Source organism: Paeniglutamicibacter gangotriensis Lz1y, from assembly GCF_000348945.1.
GTDB classification, from domain to species: Bacteria; Actinomycetota; Actinomycetes; order Actinomycetales; family Micrococcaceae; genus Paeniglutamicibacter; species Paeniglutamicibacter gangotriensis.
The window spans coordinates 44,177-70,715 of sequence record NZ_AOCK01000013.1; the positions used below are offsets into that span (position 1 = coordinate 44,177).

The 26,539-nt window shown below is 62.8% G+C and carries 26 protein-coding genes and 3 riboswitches; of the genes, 9 read left to right on the top strand and 17 right to left on the bottom strand.

All coding sequences use genetic code 11. The annotated features are described in order from the left end of the window. Positions 1-26: 26 nt before the first annotated feature. A complete protein-coding gene (locus ADIAG_RS18065) occupies positions 27-1,364 on the bottom strand; it encodes an acyl-CoA dehydrogenase family protein (protein WP_007272874.1) in 1,338 nt (445 codons plus the stop codon). 6 nt (positions 1,365-1,370) lie between these two features. Continuing rightward, a riboswitch (SAM riboswitch) is annotated at positions 1,371-1,467 on the bottom strand. Positions 1,468-1,888: 421 nt separating this feature from the next. Beyond that, positions 1,889-1,978, top strand: a riboswitch (SAM riboswitch). A 4-nt stretch (positions 1,979-1,982) separates the two neighbouring features. Here ADIAG_RS18065 and ADIAG_RS18070 point away from each other — a divergent pair. The 4 genes from ADIAG_RS18070 to acs all read left to right on the top strand — a co-directional run bounded on the left by ADIAG_RS18070 (position 1,983) and on the right by acs (position 6,818). After that, positions 1,983-2,795 carry an ABC transporter ATP-binding protein gene (locus ADIAG_RS18070; protein WP_007272875.1) on the top strand — a complete coding sequence of 271 codons (813 nt, stop codon included), beginning with the start codon at positions 1,983-1,985 and terminating at the stop codon, positions 2,793-2,795. A gap of 97 nt (positions 2,796-2,892) precedes the next feature. Further along, positions 2,893-3,921 carry an aliphatic sulfonate ABC transporter substrate-binding protein gene (locus ADIAG_RS18075; RefSeq protein WP_007272876.1) on the top strand — a complete coding sequence of 343 codons (1,029 nt, stop codon included), beginning with the start codon at positions 2,893-2,895 and terminating at the stop codon, positions 3,919-3,921. Next, positions 3,921-4,742, top strand: coding sequence for an ABC transporter permease (locus ADIAG_RS18080; protein ID WP_007272877.1), 822 nt, complete (start codon positions 3,921-3,923; stop codon positions 4,740-4,742). Before ADIAG_RS18075 ends, ADIAG_RS18080 begins: the two co-directional genes overlap by 1 nt. Before the next feature lie 105 nt (positions 4,743-4,847). Beyond that, on the top strand, positions 4,848-6,818 hold the full coding sequence (gene acs / locus ADIAG_RS18085) for an acetate--CoA ligase (RefSeq protein WP_007272878.1): 1,971 nt from the start codon (positions 4,848-4,850) through the stop codon (positions 6,816-6,818). Positions 6,819-6,822: 4 nt separating this feature from the next. Here acs and ADIAG_RS20525 read toward each other — a convergent pair whose 3' ends face one another. Both ADIAG_RS20525 and ADIAG_RS18095 read right to left on the bottom strand, forming a co-directional pair. After that, entirely contained in the window at positions 6,823-7,470 is a 648-nt protein-coding gene (locus tag ADIAG_RS20525) for a methyltransferase domain-containing protein (RefSeq protein WP_007272879.1), read from the bottom strand. Between the two features lie 32 nt (positions 7,471-7,502). Beyond that, a complete protein-coding gene (locus ADIAG_RS18095; RefSeq protein ID WP_043475901.1) occupies positions 7,503-8,054 on the bottom strand; it encodes a histidine phosphatase family protein in 552 nt (183 codons plus the stop codon). A gap of 130 nt (positions 8,055-8,184) precedes the next feature. Further along, positions 8,185-8,280: riboswitch (SAM riboswitch) on the top strand. Positions 8,281-8,452: 172 nt separating this feature from the next. On the opposite strand from ADIAG_RS18095, the gene ADIAG_RS18100 reads away from it, so the two are divergent. After that, a complete protein-coding gene (locus tag ADIAG_RS18100) occupies positions 8,453-9,823 on the top strand; it encodes an O-acetylhomoserine aminocarboxypropyltransferase/cysteine synthase family protein (RefSeq protein WP_007272881.1) in 1,371 nt (456 codons plus the stop codon). Continuing rightward, complete coding sequence (locus ADIAG_RS18105; RefSeq protein WP_007272882.1) at positions 9,823-10,320, top strand: CoA-binding protein; 498 nt, start codon at positions 9,823-9,825, stop codon at positions 10,318-10,320. The genes ADIAG_RS18100 and ADIAG_RS18105 overlap by 1 nt, the downstream gene beginning before the upstream one ends. A 303-nt stretch (positions 10,321-10,623) precedes the next feature. Here ADIAG_RS18105 and ADIAG_RS20530 read toward each other — a convergent pair whose 3' ends face one another. Beyond that, entirely contained in the window at positions 10,624-10,989 is a 366-nt protein-coding gene (locus ADIAG_RS20530) for a hypothetical protein (protein ID WP_007272884.1), read from the bottom strand. A 223-nt stretch (positions 10,990-11,212) separates the two neighbouring features. Next, positions 11,213-11,992: a carbon-nitrogen hydrolase family protein gene (locus ADIAG_RS18110; RefSeq protein ID WP_043475904.1), complete on the bottom strand. Its 780-nt coding sequence runs from the start codon at positions 11,990-11,992 to the stop codon at positions 11,213-11,215. Positions 11,993-12,090: 98 nt separating this feature from the next. Here ADIAG_RS18110 and ADIAG_RS18115 point away from each other — a divergent pair, with 98 nt between their 5' ends. Beyond that, positions 12,091-13,719: an MFS transporter gene (locus tag ADIAG_RS18115; protein ID WP_043475906.1), complete on the top strand. Its 1,629-nt coding sequence runs from the start codon at positions 12,091-12,093 to the stop codon at positions 13,717-13,719. Between the two features lie 83 nt (positions 13,720-13,802). On the opposite strand, the gene ADIAG_RS18120 is transcribed toward ADIAG_RS18115, so the two are convergent. From ADIAG_RS18120 to ADIAG_RS18130, 3 genes are all read right to left on the bottom strand, one after another. Next, positions 13,803-15,092 carry an adenylosuccinate synthase gene (locus tag ADIAG_RS18120; protein ID WP_007272887.1) on the bottom strand — a complete coding sequence of 430 codons (1,290 nt, stop codon included), beginning with the start codon at positions 15,090-15,092 and terminating at the stop codon, positions 13,803-13,805. A gap of 179 nt (positions 15,093-15,271) precedes the next feature. Continuing rightward, positions 15,272-15,622, bottom strand: coding sequence for a hypothetical protein (locus tag ADIAG_RS18125; protein ID WP_007272888.1), 351 nt, complete (start codon positions 15,620-15,622; stop codon positions 15,272-15,274). A gap of 75 nt (positions 15,623-15,697) precedes the next feature. Further along, positions 15,698-16,096 (bottom strand): phage holin family protein, encoded by a 399-nt coding sequence (locus ADIAG_RS18130; protein WP_007272889.1) that lies wholly within the window; start codon positions 16,094-16,096, stop codon positions 15,698-15,700. Between the two features lie 86 nt (positions 16,097-16,182). On the opposite strand from ADIAG_RS18130, the gene ADIAG_RS18135 reads away from it, so the two are divergent. Continuing rightward, complete coding sequence (locus ADIAG_RS18135) at positions 16,183-16,755, top strand: TetR family transcriptional regulator (protein WP_007272890.1); 573 nt, start codon at positions 16,183-16,185, stop codon at positions 16,753-16,755. On the opposite strand, the gene ADIAG_RS18140 is transcribed toward ADIAG_RS18135, so the two are convergent. The 3 genes from ADIAG_RS18140 to kynU form a co-directional block, all read right to left on the bottom strand. After that, positions 16,752-17,378 carry a thymidine kinase gene (locus ADIAG_RS18140; RefSeq protein ID WP_007272891.1) on the bottom strand — a complete coding sequence of 209 codons (627 nt, stop codon included), beginning with the start codon at positions 17,376-17,378 and terminating at the stop codon, positions 16,752-16,754. The genes ADIAG_RS18135 and ADIAG_RS18140 overlap by 4 nt on opposite strands. 140 nt (positions 17,379-17,518) lie before the next feature. Beyond that, positions 17,519-17,719 carry a hypothetical protein gene (locus ADIAG_RS21235; protein ID WP_007272892.1) on the bottom strand — a complete coding sequence of 67 codons (201 nt, stop codon included), beginning with the start codon at positions 17,717-17,719 and terminating at the stop codon, positions 17,519-17,521. A 330-nt stretch (positions 17,720-18,049) separates the two neighbouring features. Further along, positions 18,050-19,339, bottom strand: coding sequence for a kynureninase (gene kynU, locus ADIAG_RS18150; RefSeq protein WP_007272893.1), 1,290 nt, complete (start codon positions 19,337-19,339; stop codon positions 18,050-18,052). A 138-nt stretch (positions 19,340-19,477) separates the two neighbouring features. Here kynU and ADIAG_RS18155 point away from each other — a divergent pair, with 138 nt between their 5' ends. Further along, entirely contained in the window at positions 19,478-19,972 is a 495-nt protein-coding gene (locus ADIAG_RS18155; protein WP_007272894.1) for an Lrp/AsnC family transcriptional regulator, read from the top strand. Between the two features lie 35 nt (positions 19,973-20,007). Here the strand turns inward: ADIAG_RS18155 and ADIAG_RS18160 are convergent, their stop codons facing one another. The 6 genes from ADIAG_RS18160 to ADIAG_RS18185 all read right to left on the bottom strand — a co-directional run bounded on the left by ADIAG_RS18160 (position 20,008) and on the right by ADIAG_RS18185 (position 26,435). After that, entirely contained in the window at positions 20,008-20,436 is a 429-nt protein-coding gene (locus ADIAG_RS18160; protein WP_007272895.1) for an SRPBCC family protein, read from the bottom strand. Positions 20,437-20,551: 115 nt separating this feature from the next. Continuing rightward, a complete protein-coding gene (locus tag ADIAG_RS18165) occupies positions 20,552-20,971 on the bottom strand; it encodes a DUF3151 domain-containing protein (RefSeq protein WP_007272896.1) in 420 nt (139 codons plus the stop codon). Between the two features lie 2 nt (positions 20,972-20,973). Further along, on the bottom strand, positions 20,974-21,996 hold the full coding sequence (gene fbaA, locus ADIAG_RS18170; protein WP_007272897.1) for a class II fructose-bisphosphate aldolase: 1,023 nt from the start codon (positions 21,994-21,996) through the stop codon (positions 20,974-20,976). A 155-nt stretch (positions 21,997-22,151) separates the two neighbouring features. Continuing rightward, positions 22,152-23,810, bottom strand: coding sequence for a M23 family metallopeptidase (locus ADIAG_RS18175; protein WP_152426213.1), 1,659 nt, complete (start codon positions 23,808-23,810; stop codon positions 22,152-22,154). Between the two features lie 447 nt (positions 23,811-24,257). Next, the gene (locus tag ADIAG_RS20535) at positions 24,258-25,562 is read right to left on the bottom strand and encodes a M23 family metallopeptidase (RefSeq protein ID WP_007272899.1); all 1,305 of its coding nucleotides are present in this window, start codon (positions 25,560-25,562) and stop codon (positions 24,258-24,260) included. A 198-nt stretch (positions 25,563-25,760) separates the two neighbouring features. Continuing rightward, positions 25,761-26,435, bottom strand: coding sequence for a TrmH family RNA methyltransferase (locus ADIAG_RS18185; protein ID WP_043475912.1), 675 nt, complete (start codon positions 26,433-26,435; stop codon positions 25,761-25,763). Between the last annotated feature and the right edge of the window lie 104 nt (positions 26,436-26,539).

The window sequence follows — 26,539 nt, forward strand, 5'->3', positions numbered from 1 at the left end:
AGTTTTTGGTTCGGGTGGTCGAAGTTTTACGGGACGCCGGTTGGTGGGGTCGCACCCACATCGCCAATGGCATTGAGTTGTTGCGGTGCCGTCCCGTTGACTTCGTAGTCACCGATGATGCGGGACTTGTAGATGGCAGGGTTGTGGGTTGCCACGGTGCGCGCATTGCGCCAATGACGGTCCAGGTTGCAGCCCCTGGCCGTAGCCGATGCGCCAAGTCCGTCGAAGAGCTTGGTAGCCGCCGAGAGCACCAACGGTTGGACAACGGCCTGGGCTCTGTCGGCGGCGAGCTCACACACCGCGAACCGTTCGGCCGGGCTCAGCAACGCATCAGCCAACGCAACTTCGATCTCTGCCACGGAGGCCAGCACGATCGAGTCCACGGCAAACGCCGTTCCGGAGATTTCACCCACCAGCTGCAGCACTTGGGGCTCCTCGCGCACCGGGACACCCGTACCGGTACTGAAGGACCGGGTCCGGGCCTGGACCGAGGAGCGCACGTCGTTGAGCACCGCACGGGCGATTCCGGCCTGGACCCCGAGGAGCACCAGCTGGAAGATCGAGGATTCCGGATCATTGATCTGCTGTTCGTCGGGCAGGATCGTGTCGACAGGAACGTTCTCGAAGGTGGTCGAGCCCGTACCGGTGAGCTGCTGGCCGAAACCGTCCCAGTCATCGAAGATCTTGACCCCGGAATGCTGCGTGGAGACCACGGCGATCTGCCGTCCGGCCCGTGCCGGGTGGGCCACAGCCACGGCGACCCAATCGGCGTAGATCGTGCCGGTGCAATAATACTTTTCCCCGTTGAGAATCCAGCGCTCTCCGGACCGGGTGATGGTGGTGTTCAGGGTCCCCAACTGGTTGCCGCCGCGCTCGGTATAGGCGTTGCCGACGATCTGCCCGGCCACGATGCGTTCGATCCAGCGATGCCGGACGGCTTCGTCCTGGAGCTGAAGCACCGATTCCACGAAACCTATGTGCGAACGCCACAGGTGAGCCACCTGCGAGTCGGCTTCGCCGAGCTCGATGAGCAGGCGGAACAGATCCAACAGACTGGCTCCGTAGCCGCCCTCGCTTTCCGGGATGCGCAGGGCACCGAAGCGCACACGATTCAGCCATCCGACGGGTTCGAAGGGAAGAATCCTGCCGGCATCGCGTTCGCTGGCGCCCTCCGCGATCTTGGCGAAGACCGGACGGAATATCGCGGCCAGCTCATCATAGTGCCCGTCCCGGGGCACCCCGGGTGTGAGCTTGAGCAGATGGCGCGCAGGCGTGCTGCTGGTGAAGGCATCAAGGGTGACGCCCCCAAAAATGTTCGGGTCTGTTTCGACCAGGTGTGCCTCGGCGTACGACTCAACAGCCATAAATTCTCTCCATCGGTTCTGGCGTGAGCACCTACCGCCCAATGAAGGGGAGGGGTTGCTGCGGCGTCATCGAGCCAGATCTCTCGGCCGCTCTGGATGGTTGTTGGTCATATTTCTACACGGCCCGGCGCGGCGGTGACAACCCGGTTCGTCACACTTGAAGGGTGCGTCACAGGACAAAACGCGATTCCCGGGCCGTCGAGGCAAGGGAGGAGCACCGGCGCACCGGCATTCCGCCAGCCGTTCGTTCGATGGCGGCGGGAGCAATGTTGGAGACCCCTGCACCAGAGGCCCCGTATGCCACCGGCCCGCTGTGCACGAGTTCCCGGGGTCTATGCCGACGATCCCGAGTACGGCATCCGCTGCCTGTCTCTCTCAAAGTCCCACAATCTGATTGAACGAATGATCCACGATTTTCCGCAGATCATTCGACACAGGATTGTTAATTTCCTTCTTGTCGAACATTCCGTCATATTACGACGGGTTTGCTCCAATGGCGCCACATCGACTTTGATAGGGGTCATAAGCCATCCCGAGCGGCCGAGAGATCTGGCTCTATGACGCCGCAGCAACCACCTTTTTGAGGCCGGTGCTACCGCCAGGTCCGATGGAGAGATCATGACTTCCACGCTTGACCACCCCACGCTTGTCGCACCGACAAGCGTTTCCAGCACCGCGCTTCGCGTGACATTCCAGGGTGTTGGCCGCAGCTTCGACGGTCGCGAGGTACTGCGCGACGTCGACCTCGAGGTTACCCCCGGAGAAGTCGTGGCAATCCTCGGCCCCAGCGGCTGCGGCAAGTCCACTTTGCTCCGATCCGTGTCCGGGCTGGACCAGCCTTCCGCGGGGCGGGTACTGATCGACGGTACCGCCGTCAACGGACTGGACACCCGCTGTGCGGTGGCCTTCCAGGAGCCGCGCCTGCTGCCATGGCAATCCGTGGCGCGGAACGTTTCCTTGGGCCTTCCCCGGGGAACCGACCGGGCAAGCGGATCCGCTCGAGTGGCCGAACTCCTTGAACTTGTTGAGCTCGACGCGCACAGAGATTTGCGCCCGAGGGAAATCTCCGGCGGCATGGCCCAGCGCACCTCGCTCGCCCGGGCCCTGGCCCGACGCCCCGGCGTCCTGCTCCTGGATGAACCGTTCGGTGCCCTGGATGCATTGACCCGTTTGAAGATGCAGGATCTCCTGCTGGATATCCACGGCGCGTACCCGACCACTGTCTTGCTGGTCACCCACGATGTTGACGAGGCACTCCAGCTGGCCGACCGCATCGTGGTGCTGGGGCGTCCGGACGATGCCACGGCAGCAACCGTCACCCAGCTGCTCACGGTCCAGGGGGCACGTCCGCGAATCCGCAACGACGAAGCCCTGGGCCGAATGCGCAGCTCGCTTCTTGCATCGCTGGGCGTCGACGCACACCGCCACTGATCCGGCACCCAGGCACAGCCATTTCGCTTCACATCCCTCGCATCTCTTGAACGGCCGTCATTCTTGGCATGCGTTCACCCACTCAAGGAATTCACCCATGAACCGAAACTTCTTCACACGCCGCACCCTCATTGCCACCACCGCACTGGCGGCTGCAACCGCGTTGCTGACCGGTTGCGCCGGCGAAGGCTCCGGCGCCGCCAGCGCCGAGGCAGCCACGACCCTCAACATCGACTTCGCCACCTACAACCCGTTGTCCCTGGTGCTCAAGGAAAAGGGATGGTTGGAAGCCTCGCTGACGGACCAGGGCGTCACCGTCAACTGGGTGCAGTCGGCCGGTTCGAACAAGGCCAACGAAGCGCTTCGCGCGGGGGCAATCGACGTGGGATCCACCGCGGGATCCGCCGCCTTGCTGGCCCGGTCCAACGGTTCCTCGATCAAGACCATCGACATCTATTCGCAGCCAGAATGGGCTGCCTTGGCCGTTGCCAAGGACTCACCCATCAAGGAAGTGAGCGAGCTCAAGGGCAAGTCGGTCGCCGCCACCAAGGGCACGGATCCTTACTTCTTCTTGCTGCAGGCCCTGGAACAGGCAGGCCTTGGCCCGGACGATGTGACCGTGGAGAACCTCCAGCACGCCGATGGCCGCGCCGCCCTGGAGAACGGTTCCGTGGATGCCTGGAGCGGATTGGACCCGATCATGGCCGGCGCGGAGGAGAATGGCGCCACCTTGATCTACCGCAACCTGGATTTCAACACCTATGGTGCCTTGAACGCGACGGAATCCTTCCTGAAGGATTCGCCGGAAATCGCCCAGGTCGTGGTGGACTCCTACGAAAAGGCCCGCGAATGGGCGGCCGAGAACCCGAAGGAAACCGCCACGGTCCTCGCCGACGTGGCGGGGCTGGAAACACCGGTTGCCGACAAGGTGATCCTCGAGCGTTCCAACCTTGATGTCTCCGCGGTGCCCGGCCAAAAGCTGGTCGACGTCTTGGCTGTCGTGGGACCGATCTTTGTCGAGACCGGCGATGTCACCAACCAGGCCAAGGTCGACAAGGCCTTGGGTTCGCTCATCGATGATTCCTTCGCCAAGAAGGCCGACGCCTCGAAGGTCAAGGGTTCGTAATGTCGACAGACTCGTCCCTCGACACCAGGGAAGCGACGCCGACCAGCACCTCCGGGTCGCGGATCCCAGGCTCCGCCCTGGGCCGCATCGGGCTCGGCGCACTGGTGCCGCTGCTTGTCCTCGCCCTGTGGCAAAGCGCCACCTCCCTCGGCTGGGTCACCTCCGCACAGCTCCCATCCCCGGCTTCGGTGTATTCGGCCGCAGTGGACCTGATCGAGCGCGGGGAACTTGCCACGCACATCGGCATCTCCACCCAACGCGTCTTGGTGGGCTTCGCCATCGGTGCGGTGCTTGGGCTTGGTTTTGGCGCCTTGGTCGGGCTCTCGCGGCTAGCCGACGCCTTGCTTGGCCCGACCATCGGGGCCTTCCGTGCGGTGCCGTCGTTGGCTTGGGTTCCCCTGCTGATCCTGTGGATGAAGATCGGTGAGGACTCGAAAATCACGCTGATTGCCATCGGTGCCTTCTTCCCGGTGTTCACCACCGTGTACCTGGCGCTGCGCCATGTGGACAAGAACCTGATCGAAGCCGGACGTGCCTTTGGCCTCAAGGGGATCAAGTTGCTGACCACCATCCAGCTTCCCGCCGTGGTTCCTGCAATATTCTCCGGCCTCCGGCTCGCCCTGGCACAGGCATGGCTTTTCCTGGTGGCCGCGGAACTGATCGCGTCTTCCATGGGACTTGGCTTCCTGCTCACCGATTCACAGAACAACGGCCGGATCGACAGACTGATTCTGGCAATCATCCTGCTGGCTGTGATCGGCAAGGCCACCGATGCACTGGTGGGTCTGGCCGAACGCTGGGCCGTCAAGCGCTGGGCCTAAAGCCAACCAACCACCCATTTCGAGCGGCCGAGAGTTCTGGCTTGATGACGCCGCAGCAACCACCTTGTCGAGGCCGGTGCCACTGCCAGGAGAAAAGGATAAAAAATGACTGAAACTCTGTCCCCCGCAGCCGGCATAGCCGACGATGAAACTTGGACCGAAGACGAACGCCTCGCGTTCTGGGACGCCGCGGCGCGGCGCCTGAGCTGGTCCGATCACTGGCACACTACCCACACCAGCACCGGCGTCGACGCCGCGGCGCGCCGAGGCCCCGAGCTGCGCTGGTTCGAGGGCGGCAAGCTCAATGCCGCCTACAACTGCGTGGACCGCCATGTGGAGGCCGGCCGCGGCGACAAGGTCGCCCTGCACTTCGAGGGCGAGCCCGGCGACAGGACCACCGTCACCTACCAGGACCTGCAGGACCGAGTCTCCCAGGCGGCCAATGCGCTGCTGGCCCTGGGCATCACCAAAGGGGACCGCGTGGTCGTCTACCTGCCGGTGCTCATCGAGACCATTGTCATCACCCTGGCCTGCGCCCGCATCGGCGCGGTGCATTCGCTGGTCTTCGGCGGGTTCTCCGCCGAGGCGCTGAAGTTCCGCGTCGAGGACACCGGTGCGAAGCTCCTGGTCACCACCGACGGACAGTTCCGCCGCGGGAGCGCCGTTCCGGTCAAGGACAATGCCGATGCCGCGGTCTCCGGGGAGAACAGCATCGAGCATGTGCTGGTTCTGCGCCGCACCGGGTCGGAGATCGCTTGGACCGAGGGTCGGGATGTGTGGTGGCACGAGGCGGTCGACACGGCAAGCACCAAACATGTGCCCGAGGCCTTCGACGCAGAGACTCCCTTGTTCATTATGTATACCTCTGGGACCACCGGCCAGCCCAAGGGGCTGGTCCACACCACCGGCGGCTACCTGACCCAGACCTCGTGGAGCCACGAGTTCCTCTTCTCAAATCCGGATGCCTCGCAACGCGAGAACGATGTCCACTGGTGCACCGCGGACCTGGCTTGGGTCACCGCCCACACCTATGAGATCTACGGCCCCCTATCCAACGGCGTCACCCAAGTCATCTACGAGGGCGTGCCCAATGCTCCGCACCCAGGCCGACACTTCGAGATCATCCAGCGTTACGGCGTAACCAGCTACTACACCGCGCCCACCCTGGTGCGCTCACTGATGGGCTGGTTCCCCGACGGCGTCCCCGCCGCATACGACCTCTCCTCGATCCGCTTGTCCGGCACCGTCGGCGAGGCAGTAAACCCGGAAGCATGGCGCTGGCTGCGTAGCCAGGTCGGGCGCGACACCGCGGCCGGCATCCCGATGGTCGACACCTGGTGGCAGTCCGAAACCGGCGCCACCATCCTCTCCCCGCGTCAGGACGACACCGCGTTCAAGCCGGGTTGCGGTACCCGTGCCCTCCCGGGGGTGGAGGTAGACATTGTCGACGATGCCGCTCAAACCGTGGAAAAGAACCTGCAGGGCTACATCGTGGTGACCAAGACCGGGCCCGCCATGGCCCGCACTGTCTGGGGGAACCCCGAGCGCTACTTCACCAGCTACTGGGAGAAGTACGCGCAGCAGGGCTGGTTCCTGGCCGGCGACGGCGCACGCTTCGACGAAGACGGGGACATCTGGATCTTGGGTCGCACCGACGATGTCATCAACATTTCCGGGCATCGCCTCTCCACCATCGAGATCGAATCGGCTTTGGTCACCCACCCGGCCGTGGTCGAGGCCGGGGTATGCCCCATCAGCGATGCGAAGACCGGGCATGCTGCAACGGCGTTTGTTGTGCCGTTCGACAAATCCGTGGTGGGAACGGACTTGAGTGGCAAAGCGCTGGAAAAGCAACAGGCCCTGGTCGCCGAACTGCGCAACCACGTGGCAACCCAGATCGGGCCCATCGCCAAGCCACGAGAAATCGTTTTCGTGCCCGACGTACCCAAGACCCGCTCTGGAAAGATCATGCGCCGGCTGCTGACCCAGCTCTTCGAGGGAAGCACCCTGGGTGACACCACCAGCCTGCAGAACGAACCGTGTATCGCACAGATCAAGGAGATCTGCGACGCCTGAGGTTTCAGCCCCCGATTTCGAGGTACGCCATGGCCCCGCGGCGAGTGAGGCGGACCGGGCCGAGTTCGGCGGCCCGCGCTTGGTCAAAGAGTTCGGCTCCGGTACGTGCGGCGGCAATGTCACCATGGTTCTTCAGCAGGCCCAGATACGCATTTGACCAACTGGAGGCCTCGACCAAGGAGCCCAGATACATGGTTCCGTTGGGAGCCAGCTGCTGTCCCAGTGCTGCCACCACCGCTGGCACATCCGGCACCAGATGCAGCAGACCGAGACCAAGGATCGTGTCATAGCGTTTGTTTCCGGTCGCGGCGAGCATGTCCCGGCATTCCAGGGAGATCCTGTCCGGCAGCGTACCCCCGGCTGCCCGGGCAATGGACCGTCCGGCCAATGCCAGCATCGGCGCGCTCATGTCCACCAATGTCGTCTCACGCGAGCTGGCGACATGAAGTGTCGCGGTGGCCTGCGCCGTACCGACGGCGACTTCGAGCAGCGGCCCCCGCCTGGACCCGATGGCCCGGGCAGCAAACTGGGCATAGTGCCGGGGGTTGGTTCCCCAGAAGATCCTGTTGTACAGAGCTGAGCCGACCATCGCGTCGTAGGCCTTCGCCCAACGGGCGTAATACTCCGGATCCCCAAAAAAGGTTTCGTCCATGCCAACATGGTGCGCTTTGGGAATGCCGTTTTCTAGTGCACGGGTGTGCCGAAGTATTCCCGTAGTTTCGCGACGTCCACGTGGACGCTTTCGCCGTTGCGCAGGATCGTGCTCCGGGTCCCACCGGTGATGGTGTCCAAGGCCAAGCGGATCAGCGTTCCGTGTGCCACAGCCACGATGCGCCGGCCTTCGTGGCGCTGGACGAGTTCGTGAAGAACTGCCAACCCACGGCTTGCCACGACTTCCTCGGGCTCGGCGGAGCGCAGCAGTTCATCGATCCGCGGGCGTGGAAGATCACGCACCACTTTTCCCTCGGCGTCGCCATAATGGCGTTCCTTCAGGTCCTCGAATTTTTCGGTGAGAGCCAGATCAAGCTTCCGTCCGATCAGTTCGGCCGTCTCAATGGCCCGCCCCAGCGAGGAAGAGACCAAAACGTCCCACGAATCCGCGCCAAGTTCCAGGCCGGCTGCGCGGGCCTGTTCCCGGCCCAAGTCGTTGAGCGGAATATCCGTTTGCCCCTGCAAGCGGCCTTCCGCGTTCCACGCAGTCTCGCCGTGCCTAACCAAAACCAATGTTGCACCCATACCCACAAGCTTACCGGGCGGGAATGGCGTCCCACATTGATGCAGGATCTTCGATTTGTCGATCCCACCACGCAACCTAAGCTCACATTCTTTGGCCATGGACCATTTTCTTGCCACAATGGATCGCAGACCACCATCCCGAGCGGCCGAGAGATCTGGCTCACCGACGCCGCAGCAACCTTCCACACTCCGGTGGACAAGGTGCTACCGCCAGAAACGATGGAGAGCGCGCAAGCAATCTTTGGTGCCGACCGCCCCACGGGGTCCATGTGACCCATGGAACCGGCGGCAGGCATTGTTCCCGGGAAGATCCGCCATACAGCCCCACACCTCAGGGCACGGCAGTCCACTGACAGTGGAACGCCGCACCCGCACATGCAAGGAGTCAGCCACCGATCATGGCCGAACATCAATTTGGATTCCGTACGCGCGCACTGCACGCCGGCGGCACGCCCGACGCCGAGCACGGCTCACGCGCCGTGCCGATCTATCAGACCACCTCGTTTGTCTTCAAGGATTCCGACGATGCCGCGAACCTCTTTGCGCTGCAAAAGTACGGCAACATCTACTCGCGGATCGGCAACCCGACGGTCGCCGCCTTCGAGGAGCGCATCGCTTCGCTCGAAGGAGGAATCGGCGCGGTGGCCACCGCGTCGGGCATGTCGGCCGAGTTCATCACCTTCGCGGCGCTGACCGGCGCCGGGGACCACATCGTGGCCTCCTCCAAGCTCTACGGCGGCACCATCACCCAGTTGGATGTGACCCTGCGCCGCTTCGGCGTAGAAACCACCTTCATCGACTCCACGGATCCGGCCGAATTCGCCGCCGCCATCCGGGAGAACACCAAAGCGATCTACACCGAGATCGTTGCCAACCCTTCCGGAGAGATCGCCGACCTCAAGGGCCTGGCCACGGTCGCCCGTGAAGCCGGCATCCCGCTGGTGGTCGACTCGACGATGACTCCCCCGTACCTGTTGCGGCCCATCGAACACGGTGCTGACATCGTGATCCACTCCGCCACCAAGTTCCTCGGCGGGCACGGCACCACCCTGGGCGGGGTTGTCGTTGAATCGGGCACCTTCAACTGGGGCAACGGCAAGTTCCCGTCCATGACCGAGCCGGTGGCCTCCTACGGGAATGTCTCGTGGTGGGACAACTTCGGCGAATACGGCTTCCTGACCAAGCTGCGCTCCGAACAGCTGCGTGACATCGGGCCCGCTCTGCCGGCACAGTCCGCGTTCCAACTGCTGCAGGGCGTCGAGACCTTGCCCCAGCGCATGGACTCGCACCTGTCCAATGCCATTGCCGTGGCCAACTGGCTCGAAGCCGATGATCGCGTCAGCTACGTGAACTTCGCCGGGCTCCCGTCCCACCCGCATTACGAACGCGCCAAGGAGCTACTGCCCCTGGGCGTCGGCTCGGTGTTCAGCTTCGGCGTCAAGGGTGGGCGTGCCGCAGGGTCCACCTTCATCGAGGCGTTGCAGTTGGCCAGCCACCTGGCCAACATCGGCGATGTGCGCACCCTGGTGCTGCACCCGGCCTCCACCACCCACCAGCAGCTTTCCGCCGACCAACTGGCCGCAGCAGGCGTCCCGGAGGATCTGATCCGCCTCTCCGTAGGCTTGGAGGATCTCGACGACATCCTCTGGGACTTGGACCAGGCCTTGACCGCTTCCCAGCAAGCGGCTTCGGCCCCGGCCGAGGAAAGCTATGACGGGGCGGCCTGCTCCGTGGATGCGGCCCGCGCCGCCGTGACAGGAGCCAAGTAATGACCGCAACAGCCATCCGCAGCTGGGTCGGACCGAACGCCGCCGAACGTCTAGAAATCCTGCGCAACACCAAGTCGATTGCGATCGTGGGCGCCTCCAACAAGCCTTCGAGGGCCAGTTACTTCGTGGCCACTTACCTGCTCTCATCGTCCAAGTACAAGGTCTACTTCGTGAACCCCGTGCTAGATGAGATCCTGGGCCAGCCTGTCTACAAGTCCCTTGCCGATCTGCCCGAGGCTCCCGACCTGGTCGAGGTTTTCCGTAAGCACGACGATCTACCCGGGGTGCTGGAGGAGACGCTCGCCGCAGGCGCCAAGACCTTATGGCTGCAGCTGGGTACCTGGCACGAGGAGGTCGCGGCCCGGGCCGAAGCCAACGGGCTGAACGTGGTGATGGACCGTTGCGTGAAGATCGAACATGCCCGATTCCATGGCGGACTGCGTCTGGCCGGTTTCAACACCGGAGTCATTTCTTCCAAGCGCCAGTTGCTCGCGTAACCACGCACTACTGGCATCGGCAGGCGGTGGCCGGACCCTCGGGTTCGGGCCACCGCCTGCTGTCTTTGCGGCCGGCGGCCTTGCCTCTGGCTCCGTTGATCGCAGGTTTCGGCTATCCGGTATGGGTTGGGCCGGGCTGCTGTGGTTTTGCGCGGGGATCACGGTCTTCGCCACCGCATTGGCCGTGGCAAACCGACCGTTACGCACCCTGCCTAACCAAGCGAACTGGGCGGAGCACGCAGCTGCCCACGCCCGGGACGACGCCGCCCTCGAGGCACCCTAGGCGTTGACTCCTAACGCGATCTACCAACCGGACTCATCATCGTCATCGGCCTCGGAAATCCCGAGGTGTGGCTGTTGGTTCGCATCGAATTCCGCCCAGGCTTCAGCAAACCCGAGGATGTCTTCGAGCGCCTCTTCCTCGTCGTCCTCCAGCAGCTCCAACGCGCCGGGCGTGTCAAGGATGGCGCCGATGGCCGCAGCCGGGTGCTCTTCAAAATAGTCTACGGGGGAATGTTCCGAGCTAAACGTCAGGTTCTTGCTCTGCTCATAGAGTTCGATGAAGGCACGAACAGCCTTCGGCACCCGGGCCATGTTAAGCCCGGTCAACGAGTCGTTGTAGGCCTGGGCGGTGGCTTCGGCCCATTCTTCGATGATCGCTTCGTTCATTTGAGAATCCGTAGTACCCACTGCGTTGTCCTGCCTAATCGGAGTTGCGTCGAGCATCAATAGTAGTGCGCAGCGCCCGGGGCGTACATGCCGAAAATGTGAAGTTCGTCGGGTCTGCCCGAGTCTGCTGAGTACTGGGTCGCAGGATCCCCTGTCAACAGAAGAGACGGCCCGAGCGGATACCTACTTTGACCCGCCGGGACCGCTTCATACTGTCTCTTGCTTAGAGCCGGCGGTTCACCAACACCGGCAGAAATTCACGGACCTCGTCGATGCGACGCCGGGACACATCGGTGGTCACCACGGCTTCGGCATCGTCACCGAGATATTCGATCGGCACGCCCATGGGATCGAGAATTGCAGAGTGCCCAATGGTGTGTGCGGAACTGGTGCCGGCGGCCGCGACCCAGACCGTGTTCTCGATGGCGCGGGCCCGCAACAAGGTTTCCCAGTGCTCGATCTTGTGCTCGCCCTTGAACCAAGCGGCAGGAACCAACAAAAGCTCCGCACCCTCGTTGACCAGTCGTCGAGCGACCTCCGGGAAGCGCAGGTCGTAACAGGTCAAGACGCCGACCTTCAGGCCACCGAACTCGAAGATCGGGACCTGGTCAACGTCCCCGGCTTTGATAGATTTCGATTCCTGATAGGAGAAGGCGTCGTAGAGGTGGATCTTGCGGTAGGTGCCACGGATCGTGCCCTCCGCATCCAAGACCACCAGAGTGTTGTAGGGGCGGTCCTCACCGCTTTGCTCGTAGCCGCCCGCCACGATCGCCACGCCGTTCTCGGCGGCAATAAATGACAGCTGCTGAACAAAGGTGCTCCAGCCTCCCTCGACCGCAGCGGTCAAAGGGCCGGAAATCTTTGAAACGGCAAGCATGGCTTCCTCAGGGAACAGCACCAGCTCGGCGCCCTCGGCCTTCGCCTTGGCAACCAATCCCTGGATGGTTTCCAGGTTCTCGGTGACGGACCCCGTGGGGGCGAACTGACCAACACTGACCTTCATGGCGATTCCCTTCGTCGCTGTGTGCTTATCCTCCACCCTAACGACAATCACCCATCCGGTGGATCCGCTTCGAGAGTTTTAGTCTTAGCCTCGGTATTGTGACGAGAAAACATGACAACAAATGGCTGACGCTGGCGGTGCTGGCGGGATCCTTGGCCATGATCGTGCTCGATGGCACGATCGTCGGGGTTTCGCTTCCGGCGATGATCCAGGATTTGGGCATGGACCTGACCCAAGGCCAGTGGGTGAACTCCCTGTATGCCGTGGTGATGGCGGCGCTGCTGATGACTTCGGGGCGACTCGGGGATCGGGTGGGCCGCCGAAAGCTGCTGGCCTGCGGTGTGGGGCTCTTCGTGCTGGGAAGCTTGGCCGCAGCACTGTCCACCGGTGCTGGCATGCTGATCGCCGCTCGTGCGGTGCAGGGCATCGGCGGGGCAGCCGTGCTGCCTTCCACCCTCTCGAGCATGAACGCGATCTTCCGCGGCAGGGAACGCGCCGCTGCATTTGGTGTGTGGGGCGCCGTCATGTCCGGGGCTGCGGCCATCGGGCCGTTGGCCGGAGGCGCATTCACCACCTACTTGGACTGGCGTTGGATTTTTTGGGTTAATCTTCCCTTGGGATTGTTGGTCCTGTTCGGAATCCGTCGTTTCGTCCCGGAAACTACCACCGCAAACACCCGGGGCGGCTTTGATGTGCTGGGGGTCTTGTTCAGCGCACTGGGATTCGGATTGCTGGTCTTCGTACTCATCGAGGGACCCAGCTGGGGCTGGCTGAGCCCTCGCCGGACGGTGGACATCGGCCCATGGCAGTGGCCAGCAGAGGCCGTGGTGTCACCGATTCCCGTCCTCGGTGCCGTGTCTCTGCTGGCCCTGGCCGCATTCATTGGTTGGGAGCTGCGCCGGTCCCGGCACAAGCAGAGCACCCTGCTTGACCTTTCACTCTTCTCATATTCGACGTTTACCTGGGGCAACGCCACGGCGGCCATGGTGGCAATGGGCGAGTTCGGACTGCTGCTCGTGCTCCCGTTGTACCTGATCAATGTGTGGGGAGCCGACCCCATGGGTGCTGGGCTGATCCTGGCCGGCATGGCCGCCGGGGCCTTCCTTTCCGGCGCCCTGGCCCGGCGTCTGGCCGCGCGCATGGGCGCAGACCGGGTGGTGGTGCTGGGGCTCGGGCTAGAAATTCTGGGAGTCGCCGCCCTCGTGTTGGTACTGCGTGTCGGGGCACCGATGCCGGCGCTGGTGGGGTTCTTGGTGCTCTACGGGCTGGGATTGGGGTTGGCCTCCGCACAGTTGACCAGCACCGTGCTGCGTGACATTCCTACTGCCGCCTCGGGGCAGGGCTCGGCCACTCAGAGCACCGTGCGGCAGCTGGGGTCCGGGTTCGGCACCGCAATTGCGGGCAGCGTGCTGGCAGTGGTCACCACGCACGCGGCAACGACCAAGCTGGAGGCGCTGTCACTGCCCGGGATCAACGCCGCGGAATGGGCCCAAAAACTCAGCGATTCTGCCGGCGGCTTGATCCCGCTGGTACTACATACCCATGCCGGCGCCGCTTTCGGGGAACATGCCGCCCAGGTCGCGGGGCTTATGTCCGATGCCTTCACCAGCGGTGTGGAGGCCGCCATGGGCACCGCCGGGATCTGCTTGATGGTGGGGTGGATCGGATCCCTACTGCTCAGCAGGGCGGCACAGCACAAGACACCGTTACCGCCGAGCGCACCCTGAGAAAACGCCAAGGGGCGTGGCGCGGACGCCGCCAGGATGATTTCCTGTTGGTGTCCGCGCCACGCCCCTGGTGCTGGTGGAACCTAGTCGTTGATGAGATCGTGGCGGACGATGGTCTGCTCACGATCCGGCCCGACGCCGATCGCGGAGATCCGGGTACCGCTCATGGCCTCGAGCGCCAACACGTACTTGCGCGCGTTTTCCGGCAGGTCTTCCAGTGTGCGCGCGGTGGTGATGTCCTCGGTCCAACCATCGAAGTACTCGAAGATCGGCTTCGCGTGGTGGAACTCGGTCTGCGTCATCGGCATTTCGTCGTGGCGCACCCCGTCGACATCGTAGGCGACGCACACCGGGATCTTCTCGATGTTGCTCAGCACGTCAAGCTTGGTCACGAAGTAGTCGGTGAAGCCGTTCACACGCGAGGCCTGGCGGGCCATGACTGCGTCGTACCACCCGCAGCGACGTGGGCGGCCGGTGTTCACACCGAACTCGCCTCCGGTCTTCTGCAGGTATTCGCCCATGTCGTCAAACAGTTCGGTCGGGAACGGACCGGCTCCCACACGGGTGGTGTAGGCCTTGATGATGCCGATCGAACGGCTGATACGGGTCGGACCAATTCCCGAACCGACCGAGGCGCCGCCTGCGGTGGGGTTCGACGAGGTCACGAACGGGTAGGTGCCGTGGTCAACGTCCAAGAAGGTGGCCTGGCCGCCCTCCATGAGCACGACTTTCCCTGCATCCAAGGCATTGTTCAGCTCAAGGGTCGCGTCGATCACCAGCGGACGCAGGCGGTCGACGTAGGAGAGGAAGTATTCGACAATTTCCTCGACCTCGACGTCGCGGCGGTTGTACACCTTGACCAGCAGCTCGTTCTTCTGGCGCAACGCACCTTCGACCTTTTGGCGCAGGATTGACTCGTCAAAGACGTCCTGAACTCGGATGCCGAGGCGTCCGATCTTGTCCATGTAGGCCGGACCGATACCGCGGCCGGTGGTTCCGATGGCACGCTTGCCCAGGAAACGTTCGGTGACCTTGTCCATGGTCTGGTGGTACGGGGCCACCAGGTGGGCGTTCGCCGAGACGCGCAGCTTCGAGGTATCGGCGCCGCGAGCTTCCAACCCGTCGATTTCCTCGAAGAGTGCCTCGAGGTTCACGACGCAGCCGTTGCCGATGATTGGGATGGCGTTGGGTGAAAGAATACCGGCGGGAAGGAGCTTGAGCTCATACTTTTCACCGCCAACGACGACTGTATGCCCTGCGTTGTTGCCGCCATTTGGCTTCACAACGTAGTCGACATGACCACCCAAAAGGTCTGTGGCCTTACCCTTGCCTTCGTCGCCCCACTGGGCTCCGACGATCACGATTGCTGGCATGGGATCCTCCCCCTTGCATCGATTCAGCGCGGCCGGCAAATATACCGGGTCCCGGCGGTGCCGGGCGCAGAAATGCCCCTCGCTCTTCGAATGGCCCAAGCATGGATCAGGAAGAACAGTAAGGGGCTCTTACGGCACGAGTTTACCCGATGAAGCATCAATGGGTGGATTTATGGTTCCTAGGGCTCGTCATCCGCCGCGTGCGCCGCGGTTAATGCTGCCCGCAACAAAGTTTCCCAGTGGGACATTGAACTCTCGGGGACACCGACCCAGTCCCGGAAGGGCCGACCCTGGCCCGAGGGGTCAAAGAGTTCTGCCCCGGGGTATCCCATGGCGGTCCGCATTGCTTCGCTGCCACGGCCCACCTTGAACCCCATGACGTCCTCGAGCAGACAGGCGATTGCCTTCGACTCATATTTCAGGGCGTCCTTGCCAAACATCTTTCCCTCGACGATTCCTTCGCCGAGCGTGGCCCGGGCGATCCTCTGGAACTCGCCCATTGCCTCTGGGGTAGGAAATTGCATGCTCATGCCCCCATCAAACCTCGCTACTGCCCCTCGCGTCGAGAGGTGAGCCACAAAGTTTTCGAGCGAATGCCAAAACGTCTAGGCTTCCTTTGCTTCCTTGCGCCGGTTGCGTTTTTCCCTCAGCCACCAGAACGGGAGCAGGAAGGTACCCAAGGCGCTGACAAGCCAGACCAGAAGAGCCCCCAGCACCCAGGTGCTGCCACCCCTGATCTCCAGCCCGCCGGGGAAAAGCTGGGCGATGAACAGTGCTAATGCGGTCGCCAGCAATCCGACTCCGCCCAGGAATGCCGAGGCGTAACGTTTGGCCATGGTCGCAACAAACGGGGTGATGATCCCCTGCACCACGGTGAACACGAGCACGGCAACGATGAATCCGGACACTTGGATCTTGAAGTTCTCCAGAAGCCAACTGGTCACGATGAGCCCAAGGGCCGATGAGACCACAAAGATAGCGAGTCTGATCAGGAAGCGGATCATAGCCCCGAGTGTACGGCCAGCAACTTACTCGGCATAGCCAGGTGGGGACGGAGTCCCCACCTGGCTATGCCGCCTAGACTGGATCCATGGCCCTGACTCGTGGACAACTTATCGATGCTGCTGTGGGCGTGCTTTCGGAATTTGGTCTGGCCGACCTGTCGATGCGCCGTCTGGCTAGGGAACTCGACGTCCAGGTGGGCGCGTTGTATTGGCATGTGAAGTCCAAACAGGAACTTCTCGTGGATGTCGCCTCGAAGCTTCTGGATTCAGTACCGCGGCCCGAGACTCCCACTCCTGGCCTGGCCCCGATGGCGGTTGCCGTTCTGTTGCGCCACCTGCGCAATGCCTTGATCACGGTTCCGGACTCTGCAGAGGTGGTGCAGCTGGCCCTGTCAATGCGCCCGGAATCGCTTGATCCGTTGGGTTGGCTTCTGGATTTCTTGAAGATCGCAGGGCTCCCCGATCCCGAGGCCGGATTTGCTCGCCACGTGCTGGTCAACCACTTGTTGGGCTCGATCGCTGCGCACCAGGAAGCAGTGGCACTTGCCGCAGGCCAGGAGTCTTCTCAGATTTTGGCCGAGTGGGAAGACTCAGCCTTTGACTACGGGGTGCGGGTGATCCTGCAAGGGATCTCCGCGGAGCACCCGGCAACCATTTAGCTTCCCAGTCGGCCGTGCGAGGCTTCCAGGTAGCAGGATCCGCATAGCGATTCGTACCAGACCTCGTCTCCGTCAATAGCCACCTGGTCTCCGTCGAAAACAATCTTGTTGCCGAGGCGCCGGGTGTTGAAGACCGCTTTCCGGCCGCAGCGGCAAATGGTCTTGAGTTCCTCCAGGGTGTGCGCGATTTCCAACAGGCGCCGTGAACCGGGAAAGGCGTGGGTCCGGAAATCCGACCGGATCCCGTAGGCAAGCACCGGGACGTTGTCGAGGATTGCGACACGAAACAAGTCATCGACCTGTTCAGGACTCAGGAATTGGGCCTCATCGATCAATAGGCACGCCACCGGCGGCGCATCCACGTGCTGCAGTAGCGCGTCCGGATCGTCCCCGGACGCTTGTTGGGCAAATAATTCCCTGACATTGGCCGTCGGAGGGATCAGGAAATCCACGTCGCGGCTCATGCCCAGCCGCGACACAATACCGGAATCACCCTTCGTGTCCGCACCAGGCTTCGCCAGCAGGACTCGCTGCCCACGCTCCTCATAATTGAACGCGGCCTGGAGCAGTCCAGTGGACTTGCCGGAATTCATCGCGCCATAACGGAAATACAGCTTCGCCACATCGTTCCTTTCGATTTGGACCCAGTGGACGATTCTATGCGATGGCGCGAAGGGGCCCGGTGTTGCCCGAACACCCAATTACTCGTTCCTACAACACCGGGCCCCACCCAGGGGACGATCCACTAGCGATGGTTCGGCGGCTACACCGATTCGTCGATCAGCTCGGTATCACCGTCGGGATTCCCCTCACCGCTCGATTCCTCTGCAGCGTCGTCCGCCGGGACCATGCACTTACGCATCACGAAGTAAAACACCGAGACGGCCGCGGCAAAGGGAACCCCGAAGATCAGCGTCATGGTGAATTTCTCGGTGAACAGCGTGGTGAATAGCAGAGCAGCCATCAGCAGAGCACCGCAATGAGCCCGCCGATGACGTAGCTGATGATGACGCGGGGCCCGCGAAAGAGATCGCGAACTTGCTGCCCAGGAACAGGCCCGTGCCGATGGCCCCGCCCTGAGCAATCATGCTCAATTGCGGGGATGTCAGCTGCCGGGAAAGCCCGGCCTCTCTTTTTTGATGTGATCCAGTGACGAACTCATGGGAGACCTCGAATGATGTGGAGGGGGTGCTGCGACGGGAGTTTTTGGGTATGACGATTCCCGCGATGGGGTACCGGGCAGATTTCTCCCGTGCCCAACCGCTGAGGTGTGTTGTTGCGGTCGCCAGCGGGACTAGGTGACGGCGTTGCGATTCCTGTAGGCCGGAACATCCCAGGCCCGGGTTTCAAGGATGTCGCGCAGGATCTCCACCGCGTCCCAGATATCGGTGTAGGAGAGGTAGAGCGGGGTGATGCCAAAGCGCAGTACTTCTGGCTCGCGGTAGTCGCCAATGACGCCGCGGCCGATCAGCGCTTGGATAATGGCGTAGCCCTCGGGATGACGGAAGCTGACGTGGCTTCCACGTTCTGCATGGTTTGTGGGGGTGATCAGTTCGAGCCCGAACTCGCCACAGCGCTCGTCGACCAGTGTGATGAACAGGTCGGTGAGCGCCAGCGACTTGTCCCGTACCGTGCCCATGTCTGCGTCTAATGCCACGTCGAGCCCACATTCGACCATTGCCATGGAGGTGATGGGCTGGGTACCGCAGAGGAACCGGCGGACATCGTTGGCAGCGGTGTAACTATCTGCCATCTCGAACGGGGCCGCGTGCGACCACCAACCGGTCAGCGGCTGCCAGAAGCGGCCCTGGTGGCGGGCGTTGACCCAGATGAATGCCGGTGAGCCGGGACCACCGTTAAGGTATTTGTAGGTGCATCCCACCGCGTAGTCGGCGTTGGCACCGTTCAGGTCCACCGGGACGGCGCCTGCCGCATGGGCGAGGTCCCAGATGACCAGCGCGCCGGCCGTGTGTGCGGCAGCGGTCACTGCGTCCATGTCCCACATGGCACCGGTGCGGTAATTGACATGAGAGAGGGCCAGCACCGCCACCGAATCATCCAGGGCCTGCTCCAGCGACAGGTCCTCGTCGATCAGCCGCACTTCATAGTGCTCATTGGTTTCGGCGTTGACGGAGTTCAGGAAGTCGCTGATGCCCTCGGCAATGTAGATGTCGGTCGGAAAGTTGTCGCGTTCGGTCAGGATCACCCGACGTTCCGGGGCGTCCTGCTGTTGAATGCGAACGGCGGAGGCAATGGCCTTGAAGAGATTCAGGCTGGTGGTGTCGGTGACAACGGTTTCACCGGCGTTCCCGCCGATGAGCTTCGAAAGCTTGTCTCCCAGACGGGATGGCATGTCAAACCAGCCAGCATCGTTCCATGAGCGGATCAGTCCATTGGACCATTCCTCGTTGATGACCTGTGCCGCGCGTTCGGCAGCACCCACGGGGTGGGGCCCCAACGAGTTTCCGTCAAGGTAGATCAGGTCCTCGGGAAGGGAGAACCGCTCGCGGAACGGTGCCAAGGCATCGTTCTTGTCCGCTTCTTGAAGATCTGTGCGGCTGGTACGCAGGGCTGGAGTGCTCATGAGATGCTGGTCCTTCGTAGAATATTGAGAGTCAGCGACGATAGTCATGCTGGATCGATGCTCAAAGACCATCCTAGAATTATTCGTCACTCAATTGATAGCATGCTGAATAACTGATCAGATCCAAGGGGGAATCTCGTGCTGAGTTCAGAATCGATCGGAAATCATCACCAACAGCTGAATACAGTTCGGCTCGACGACGCCGATCTGATCATTCTTCGGGAGCTCAGCAAGGATGCCCGGACACCGAACAATTTGCTGGCTTCCCGTGCGGGGATAGCGCCGTCGACATGCCTGGGTCGCGTTCGCGCGCTTCAGGATGCGGGGGTCATCAGGGGGTTCCACGCCGACATCGACCCACAGCTGCTCGGATTGCACGTCTCCGCCATGATCTCCGTGATGGTGCGACCCGACTTCCGGCACGAGATGTTGAATTCCGCCCGCATGCTGCAGTCCCTGCCGGAAGTACAAGACGTATTTGTCCTCGGCGGAACGCCCGACATCCTTATCCACGTCATCTGCACCTCGGTTGAGGCCTTGCGCGACTTCGTGGCCAGGAACCTCGGAGCAAAAACGACGTTCTCTGCGACGCAGACCAATCTGGTCTTCGAGCACCTCTCCCCCACTGCGTAGGGATACTGGGCGTGGAAAACCACCATCCAAAGCCCTCAGGGCGCCGACTCCGCATAGGCCCGAAGCGCCCTCAACGTTCCGGCTTCCGCCGAGGCCACCGCGGCGCGCAACTCGCCCACCTCATCGGCCAACAACTCAGAGGCATCAATGACCACCCGCAGCCTGACCCGGGTATGCCCGGAGTCCTCCGCGAGGTCATAGCAGTAGTGCACACTGACATCGCCTCCACCAGAAGACAGCGTGATCGACTGCTCCTCGGATAGTTCGATGATGGCCAGCTGGCGTTCATGGGTCCCCGAACGATAGTCGAGCACCGCGCCAAGTCCCGTGAGTTGCTCGGCTTCCATTGAATCGACGCCGGGCATCCAACGTGGAGCAGCAACCCAATCGGTGAGAAGCTCCCACACCCGTGCCACCGAGAGGTGAATCAGCTCTTGGGTATCCAAAGCCTGAAACTGTGCCATAACCGAATCGTGCCACGCCGCGTACCAAAATGAAACGCTTAAACGACTGGTGTCCGCTCCAGCCCCAATTGGGGCCGGTGCGAACACCAGTCATGAATCCACGATAAGCCCGAAGCTACTCGGCTTCGAGAGCCGCAACCGCCAACGGGTCGGAGTCGTTGAGGAAACGGCCGATGCGTTCGACTTCCTCACTCTCGCCGATGGCAGCTGCAGCGCGCAGCAAGGCGTACAGCGAGCGCAGGAAGCCGCGGTTGGGAACGTGCGCCCACGGCACCGGCCCCTGGCCACGCCAACCGGCCTTGCGCAGGGCGTCAAGCCCACGGTGGTAGCCCACGCGGGCATAGGCGTAGGACTCGATGATGTGGCCCTCCGCATGCGCCTCATTGGCCAGCAACGCCCATCCGATCGAGGATGACGGGAAGGCTGCGGCAATGTCTACTGCCTCATCTCCGGCGTCCACGCGCGCGTTGACCTCGGTTTCCTCGGGCAAGGTGGTTGCCGGGATGCCGAGCAGGTTCGCTCCTATTGCTGCCATTTTTACTTCAGAGCCTTTCCTGCAGAACCGAGCTGCTGGGCAGCCTCGACGATGCGGGCGGCCATGGATTCCTCGGCCTTGGCACCCCAGACGCGCGGATCGTAAGCCTTCTTGTTGCCAACCTCGCCGTCAACCTTCAGCACACCGTCGTAGTTGGAGAACATGTGTCCAACGACCGGGCGGGTGAAGGCGTACTGGGTGTCGGTGTCGATGTTCATTTTGATGACGCCGTAGGAGACCGCGTCGGCGATTTCCTTTTCCGAGGAGCCGGAACCGCCGTGGAAGACCAGGTCGAACGGGTTGGTCTTACCGAGCTTGGCGCCGACCTGCGCTTGGATGTCCTTGAGCAGCTCGGGGCGCAGCTTGACGTTGCCCGGCTTGTAGATGCCGTGGACGTTGCCGAAGGTCAGCGCGGTGATGTAGCGGCCTTGCTCACCGGTGCCCAGAGCAGCGATGGTGGCCAGGGCGTCATCGACGGTGGTGTAAAGCTTTTCGTTGATGGCGTTTTCCACGCCATCTTCCTCGCCGCCGACAGCACCGATCTCGACCTCGAGAATCTGCTTGGCCGCAGCGGTGCGCGGCAGCAGTTCCGCAGCGATGCGCAGGTTCTCTTCAAGGCTCTCGGCGGAGCCGTCCCACATGTGGGAGTTGAAGAACGGATTGCGGCCCGCGGCGACCTCGGCCTCGGAGGCGGCCAGCAGCGGCAGGACAAAGTCATTGAGCTTGTCGGCCGGGCAGTGGTCGGTGTGCAGCGCGATGTTCACGTCGTAGCTCTTAGCGACTTCGCGGGCGAAAGCGGCGAAGGCCAGTGAACCGGTGACCATGTTCTTGACCGAGGATCCCGACCAGTAGGCTGCACCGCCGGTGGACACCTGGATGATTCCGTCGGATCCGGCTTCGGCGAAACCGCGGATGGCGGCGTTCAAGGTCTGCGACGACGTCACGTTGACCGCGGGGTAGGCGTATCCGCCGGCCTTCGCGGAATCGATCATGGCGTTGTACTGTTCCGGTGTTGCGATGGGCATACTGACTCCTATGTAGATAAGGAATGTGTGGGGAGTAGACCTCGTTGGCTGTTCCCATCCTATCTACTTGTGTGCGAGATAGCTCACGGCATGACGCCGGCGTCGAAGGCGGAGACCCCGAAGAGGGTCATGGGGGTCCGCAGCGGAGCTTTCCCTCAGTGCGTGTCTTCGTCCCGGAGATCCCCGAGGTGCCCGGCAAGGCGGAGGACTCCGTCGAGGTCTACACAGGGTTCGTCTGTGGCGTGGTCTGGGCCGGGTTCGTCTAATTGCTCTTGGTCATCGGCGGAGACTGCTTCACACTTCGGGGCCTTCTCTAAAGGTGCGGGTTGCTGCCCGGATTCCGCTAGGGGCGGTTCCGGGACGGGCTCCGTCGTCTGGGGTGTGGCCGATTTGGGACCTTTTTTCGCCACCGGGGGTGCAGTGGTGGCCCCGGGGACATCGGATGGTTGGCTCGGGTCATCCGAAGGGGGTGCCGGAACCTCGAGTAGGGGAACATCTTTCACCGGAGGTAGCGTCTTGCCGGGCTTCGGATTAGCGGTGGTCGGTGCCTCGGCTTCCGGAGCAGGGGCCTCGGTTTCCGGCGGCTCGGCGGTCGGTGCCGGTGCCGTCGTTTCTGGGCTCGTGGTTTCCGGTGCTGGCGGCGTGGGCTTGGGGCTTGGCGATGGCTTCGGTTCAGCCTTCGGTGTCGGCGCGGGCGATACTGGTGGCGTGGGCCTGGGGCTTGGCGCTGGCTTCGGGTCGGCCTTCGGCGTCTGCTTGGGGCTTGGGGCTGGCTTCGGTTCGGCCTTCGGCGTGGGCTTGGGGCTTGGCGCTGGCTTCGGGTCAGCCTTCGGCGTGGGCTCGGGTTTAGTATCCGACTTTGGTTTTGGCTTTGGCGCGGGTTCGGGCCGAGCTTTGTCATCGGGCTTGGCCCGCGGCTTCGGTGTCGCGGTCGGCCCCTGCTGGACAACCGGCTCAGGCTTCGAGCCGCGCGGCGCGGAGTCGGTGAGCTCCGGGAAATCATGGGCCCCTGCTACCGGGGTCCGAGGAGTGCCGGCGTAGCGAATCGGCGGGGCCCCAACGGTGGTCCGGCGCGAATCAATCATGGCATTACGCTGGCCGGAGATCGGCGGCAGGAAGTTACGCGGGTCGTTCCAACGACCGTTGATGATCACTTCGAAGTGCACGTGGCAGCCGGTGGAGTTTCCCGTGGTGCCGCTCAAGGCAATGATCTGGCCCTGTTTGACGCTGTCCCCCACCCGGGCAATGAGCCGCGAGTTGTGGCTGTAGCCCGTGCGTACCGACGAGCCGTGATCGAGGGTCACCCGCATCCCCGAGTGTCCGGCCCATGCAGATTGGATGACCACCCCGTCCGCTGAGGCATACACCGGGGAGCCGCAGGCAATCGCGTAATCCTGGCCAATGTGAATCTGCGTTCCAGCTCCGGTGGGGTTGTTTCGCCAGCCGTAGGGGCTGGTGATGTGTCGGGAGGAGACCGGATGCATCAGCTGGATCGCGCCCGGCAACGCCCCCAGCACTCCGACGCTTTGACCCACTATGGTCGTGTCGCCGTTGAATGGTGCTGCTGCCTGTTCGGCCCCGGTGCCCTGTCCCGGGTAGACGGAAGGGCTCTGGGCGGTCCCGCCCGCAGTTCCGGGACCCGCTGCGCTGCTGGTGATGTCGGGGGCTTGGAAATTGATCGCGTCCACCCCACTGAGCAGCGAAACGCTGACCGGCTCCAGATAGGCGATCGCTTGGTAGCCGGGGGTTTCGGCGGGATGCGCTGCCCGTTGGTCCGGTACCACTCCCAAACCCGGGGCTCCGGAAACAGCCACCGCTGCCGCCACTGCCAGGCACAGCGCCGTAAGTCGGGGGATCTTGAATTTGCGGGCACCGGTTCGTCGGGGAGACCGGCCCCGATTCACCTGATGCTTGTTCAACGGTAACAACCCCCTGTTGCGTCACCCTGAAGATCTTGCGCAGCCACATGAGGGCCGGATCCTGGCCCCAAGCCAGCGGATTATTCGTGTCGCCCCCAAGCAACTGAACACTTAGCGCCCACCTTAACCCACCGTGCGCGCGGAACAAAGGGGTTTTGCTGCCGCAACGTAAATTGTCCCAATAATTCTCTGGCGACAGCGCTTCGCTGCCCAGGCTAAAAGCGGGCGGGAATCCACCGCGGCCAGCGACGACAGAGACCAACGCGGAGGTGGCGGGCCAAAATGATCAGGCTTTTGGACAGCGGTGAGCGGTGCCGCGAGTCCGGGCAGCCTGGGTAGTGGCTACGAGGATTTCGTCGTGGAGGATTCCGTCGTGGCTCCTGATGGGGAACCTTGCGTGGTTTCGGTCTGGCCTCCGCCGCCCTTGCTCGATTCCGAGCCGGGGGCACTTGAGGTTGGCTTCTCGGGCTTGGGTTCGGTTTCCTTGGGCGGCACCGTCGTCGGTGCTGCGGGGCCCGAGTCCGTCGGGTCCGGACTAAGTACGTCCGTCGGGCTGGGATCCGGCTTGCCGGTGTCTGTTGGCAAAGGCGTGGTGGTTCCCGGCGGCGTGGTCCCGGGCTTCTCAGACTCCGAAGGATCCGGCTTCGGCTTGGGCTTCGGCTTGGTGTTTTCCCCCGGCGTCGGCGAGCCTTGGTTCTGTTCAGGAGTCTTGGACGGCGGCTGAGCTTTAGGCGGATCGGGCAGTTTGGCATCGATGTCGTGCCCGTTGCTATTTTCGGACTTCGGGGCGGCACCATTGCGGATCGGGTCGGCTGCGATGGTCGTGCGACGCGAATCGATCATGGGGTTGGGCTGACCGGGAATGGCAGGCAGGAAGTTGCGCGGGTCGTTCCATCGTCCGTTGATGATGATTTCAAAGTGCACGTGGCAGCCGGTCGAGTTTCCGGTGGTTCCGCTCAGCGCAATCAGCTGGCCTTGTTCCACGTGTTGCCCAACGGCCGCGATGAGCTTGGAGTTGTGGCTGTAACCCGTCCGCACCGAGGACCCGTGGTCGATGGTCACACGCATGCCCGAATGCCCTGCCCAGGCGGACTGGACCACTGTCCCGGAGGAGCTGGCATACACCGGAGATCCGCAGCCGATGGCGTAGTCCTGGCCGATGTGGATTTGTGTTCCAGCACCCGTGGGGTTGCTGCGCCACCCATAGGGGCTGGTGATGTGTCTGGAAGATACCGGGTGCATCATCCGGATCCCTGCGGGGAGCACTCCGAGCGGGCCCACGTTTTGTCCGACCAACTGGGCGGTCGCCCCGGCAACGCCGATCACGGCTCCGGGGTCGGAGGCATCTGCGACTTGGGCGCCGGCCGCGGCGCTGGTGATGTTTTCAGACTCCCAACGGATCGCGTCGACTCCGCTGAGCAGTGATACCTCGACGGGTTGGGCAAAGGAAGCTGCTTGGGCATCAACGGCACCCAGGCCCAGTGGGGAAGCATCCACCTGGCGACCTTCGAGGACCGGGGAGACCGACAGCGCAAGAGTTGCCAGTACCGCGGTACCTACCGCGGCCGCGCGGGAGAGCTTGGGCCGACGGCGCAGTTGCCATCGTTTGGGCAGCTGAGGTGAGTGATTGACTTGATGCTTCTTCACCAGCTGAGTGCTCCATTCCCGTAGCCTGAGACCTCGTCCGACGACCGGCACGGACCGACTTGCCGTTCACCGGTCCGGCTGCCTCGCCTGCACGGTGCACTGGATTGAACGTCCAAGATTCAGGCTAACCCACGCTGCACAGGGAATGAAAGGGTATTCGCTAAACGTTTGGCTTTCTAGCCATACGGCCAGTCGCGACTACACCGACTGGCTGAAAACGTGCCGGCGGATCCAGGCGTGCATGGCGATCCCAGCTGCCGAGGCGGCATTGATGGAGCGGGTAGAACCGAATTGTTCGATCGAGAGGGTCGTTTCGGCGACCTGGTGGACCTCTTCGCTCAGCCCGGGCCCCTCCTGCCCGAAGACCAGCACACAGTTGCGTGGCAGGTCGTAGGTTTCCAGTTTCTGGGAATCCGGGAAGATGTCGATCCCGATGATCGCCAGCCCCTCGCCCTGTGCCCAGGAAACAAAATCCTCGACCGTTGGATGATGGCGCACGTGCTGGTAGCGGTCGGTGACCATGGCCCCACGCTTATTCCACCGGCGGCGCCCGATGATATGCACCTCTTTGGCCAGGAACGCGTTGGCGGTACGCACCACGGTGCCGATGTTCATGTCGTGCTGCCAGTTCTCGATGGCAATGTGGAAATCATGGCGGCGCGTATCGAGGTCGGCGACGACGGCTTCCATCGACCAGTAGCGATATTTGTCCGCTACATTGCGTCGGTCACCGTTCTCCAGCAGGTCGGGATCATAATGCTCACCTTCTGGCCACTCGCCTTCCCATGGGCCAACGCCCACTTCGGGGCGCTCCTCATGGACGGGGTCGTATTCGACGGGTTCTGATGCGGGGGAATCAACGGCGGAAGTCACCCTCCAAGGGTAGTCGCCATTACCCGAACACCGTTCTCGAGGATTGCCTCCCGACCGGATCCGCTGTGTCCGGGCTGCCTTGGGGACCGCTTGATGGCAAACTT

Coding starts and splice junctions, on each gene's coding strand:
- ADIAG_RS18065 (WP_007272874.1), bottom strand. CDS start 1,364: ATGGCTGTTGAGTCGTACGCCGAGGCACACCTGGTCGAAACAGACCCG.
- ADIAG_RS18070 (WP_007272875.1), top strand. CDS start 1,983: ATGACTTCCACGCTTGACCACCCCACGCTTGTCGCACCGACAAGCGTT.
- ADIAG_RS18075 (WP_007272876.1), top strand. CDS start 2,893: ATGAACCGAAACTTCTTCACACGCCGCACCCTCATTGCCACCACCGCA.
- ADIAG_RS18080 (WP_007272877.1), top strand. CDS start 3,921: ATGTCGACAGACTCGTCCCTCGACACCAGGGAAGCGACGCCGACCAGC.
- acs (WP_007272878.1), top strand. CDS start 4,848: ATGACTGAAACTCTGTCCCCCGCAGCCGGCATAGCCGACGATGAAACT.
- ADIAG_RS20525 (WP_007272879.1), bottom strand. CDS start 7,470: ATGGACGAAACCTTTTTTGGGGATCCGGAGTATTACGCCCGTTGGGCG.
- ADIAG_RS18095 (WP_043475901.1), bottom strand. CDS start 8,054: ATGGGTGCAACATTGGTTTTGGTTAGGCACGGCGAGACTGCGTGGAAC.
- ADIAG_RS18100 (WP_007272881.1), top strand. CDS start 8,453: ATGGCCGAACATCAATTTGGATTCCGTACGCGCGCACTGCACGCCGGC.
- ADIAG_RS18105 (WP_007272882.1), top strand. CDS start 9,823: ATGACCGCAACAGCCATCCGCAGCTGGGTCGGACCGAACGCCGCCGAA.
- ADIAG_RS20530 (WP_007272884.1), bottom strand. CDS start 10,989: ATGAACGAAGCGATCATCGAAGAATGGGCCGAAGCCACCGCCCAGGCC.
- ADIAG_RS18110 (WP_043475904.1), bottom strand. CDS start 11,992: ATGAAGGTCAGTGTTGGTCAGTTCGCCCCCACGGGGTCCGTCACCGAG.
- ADIAG_RS18120 (WP_007272887.1), bottom strand. CDS start 15,092: ATGCCAGCAATCGTGATCGTCGGAGCCCAGTGGGGCGACGAAGGCAAG.
- ADIAG_RS18125 (WP_007272888.1), bottom strand. CDS start 15,622: ATGAGCATGCAATTTCCTACCCCAGAGGCAATGGGCGAGTTCCAGAGG.
- ADIAG_RS18130 (WP_007272889.1), bottom strand. CDS start 16,096: ATGATCCGCTTCCTGATCAGACTCGCTATCTTTGTGGTCTCATCGGCC.
- ADIAG_RS18135 (WP_007272890.1), top strand. CDS start 16,183: ATGGCCCTGACTCGTGGACAACTTATCGATGCTGCTGTGGGCGTGCTT.
- ADIAG_RS21235 (WP_007272892.1), bottom strand. CDS start 17,719: ATGGCTGCTCTGCTATTCACCACGCTGTTCACCGAGAAATTCACCATG.
- kynU (WP_007272893.1), bottom strand. CDS start 19,339: ATGAGCACTCCAGCCCTGCGTACCAGCCGCACAGATCTTCAAGAAGCG.
- ADIAG_RS18160 (WP_007272895.1), bottom strand. CDS start 20,436: ATGGCACAGTTTCAGGCTTTGGATACCCAAGAGCTGATTCACCTCTCG.
- ADIAG_RS18165 (WP_007272896.1), bottom strand. CDS start 20,971: ATGGCAGCAATAGGAGCGAACCTGCTCGGCATCCCGGCAACCACCTTG.
- fbaA (WP_007272897.1), bottom strand. CDS start 21,996: ATGCCCATCGCAACACCGGAACAGTACAACGCCATGATCGATTCCGCG.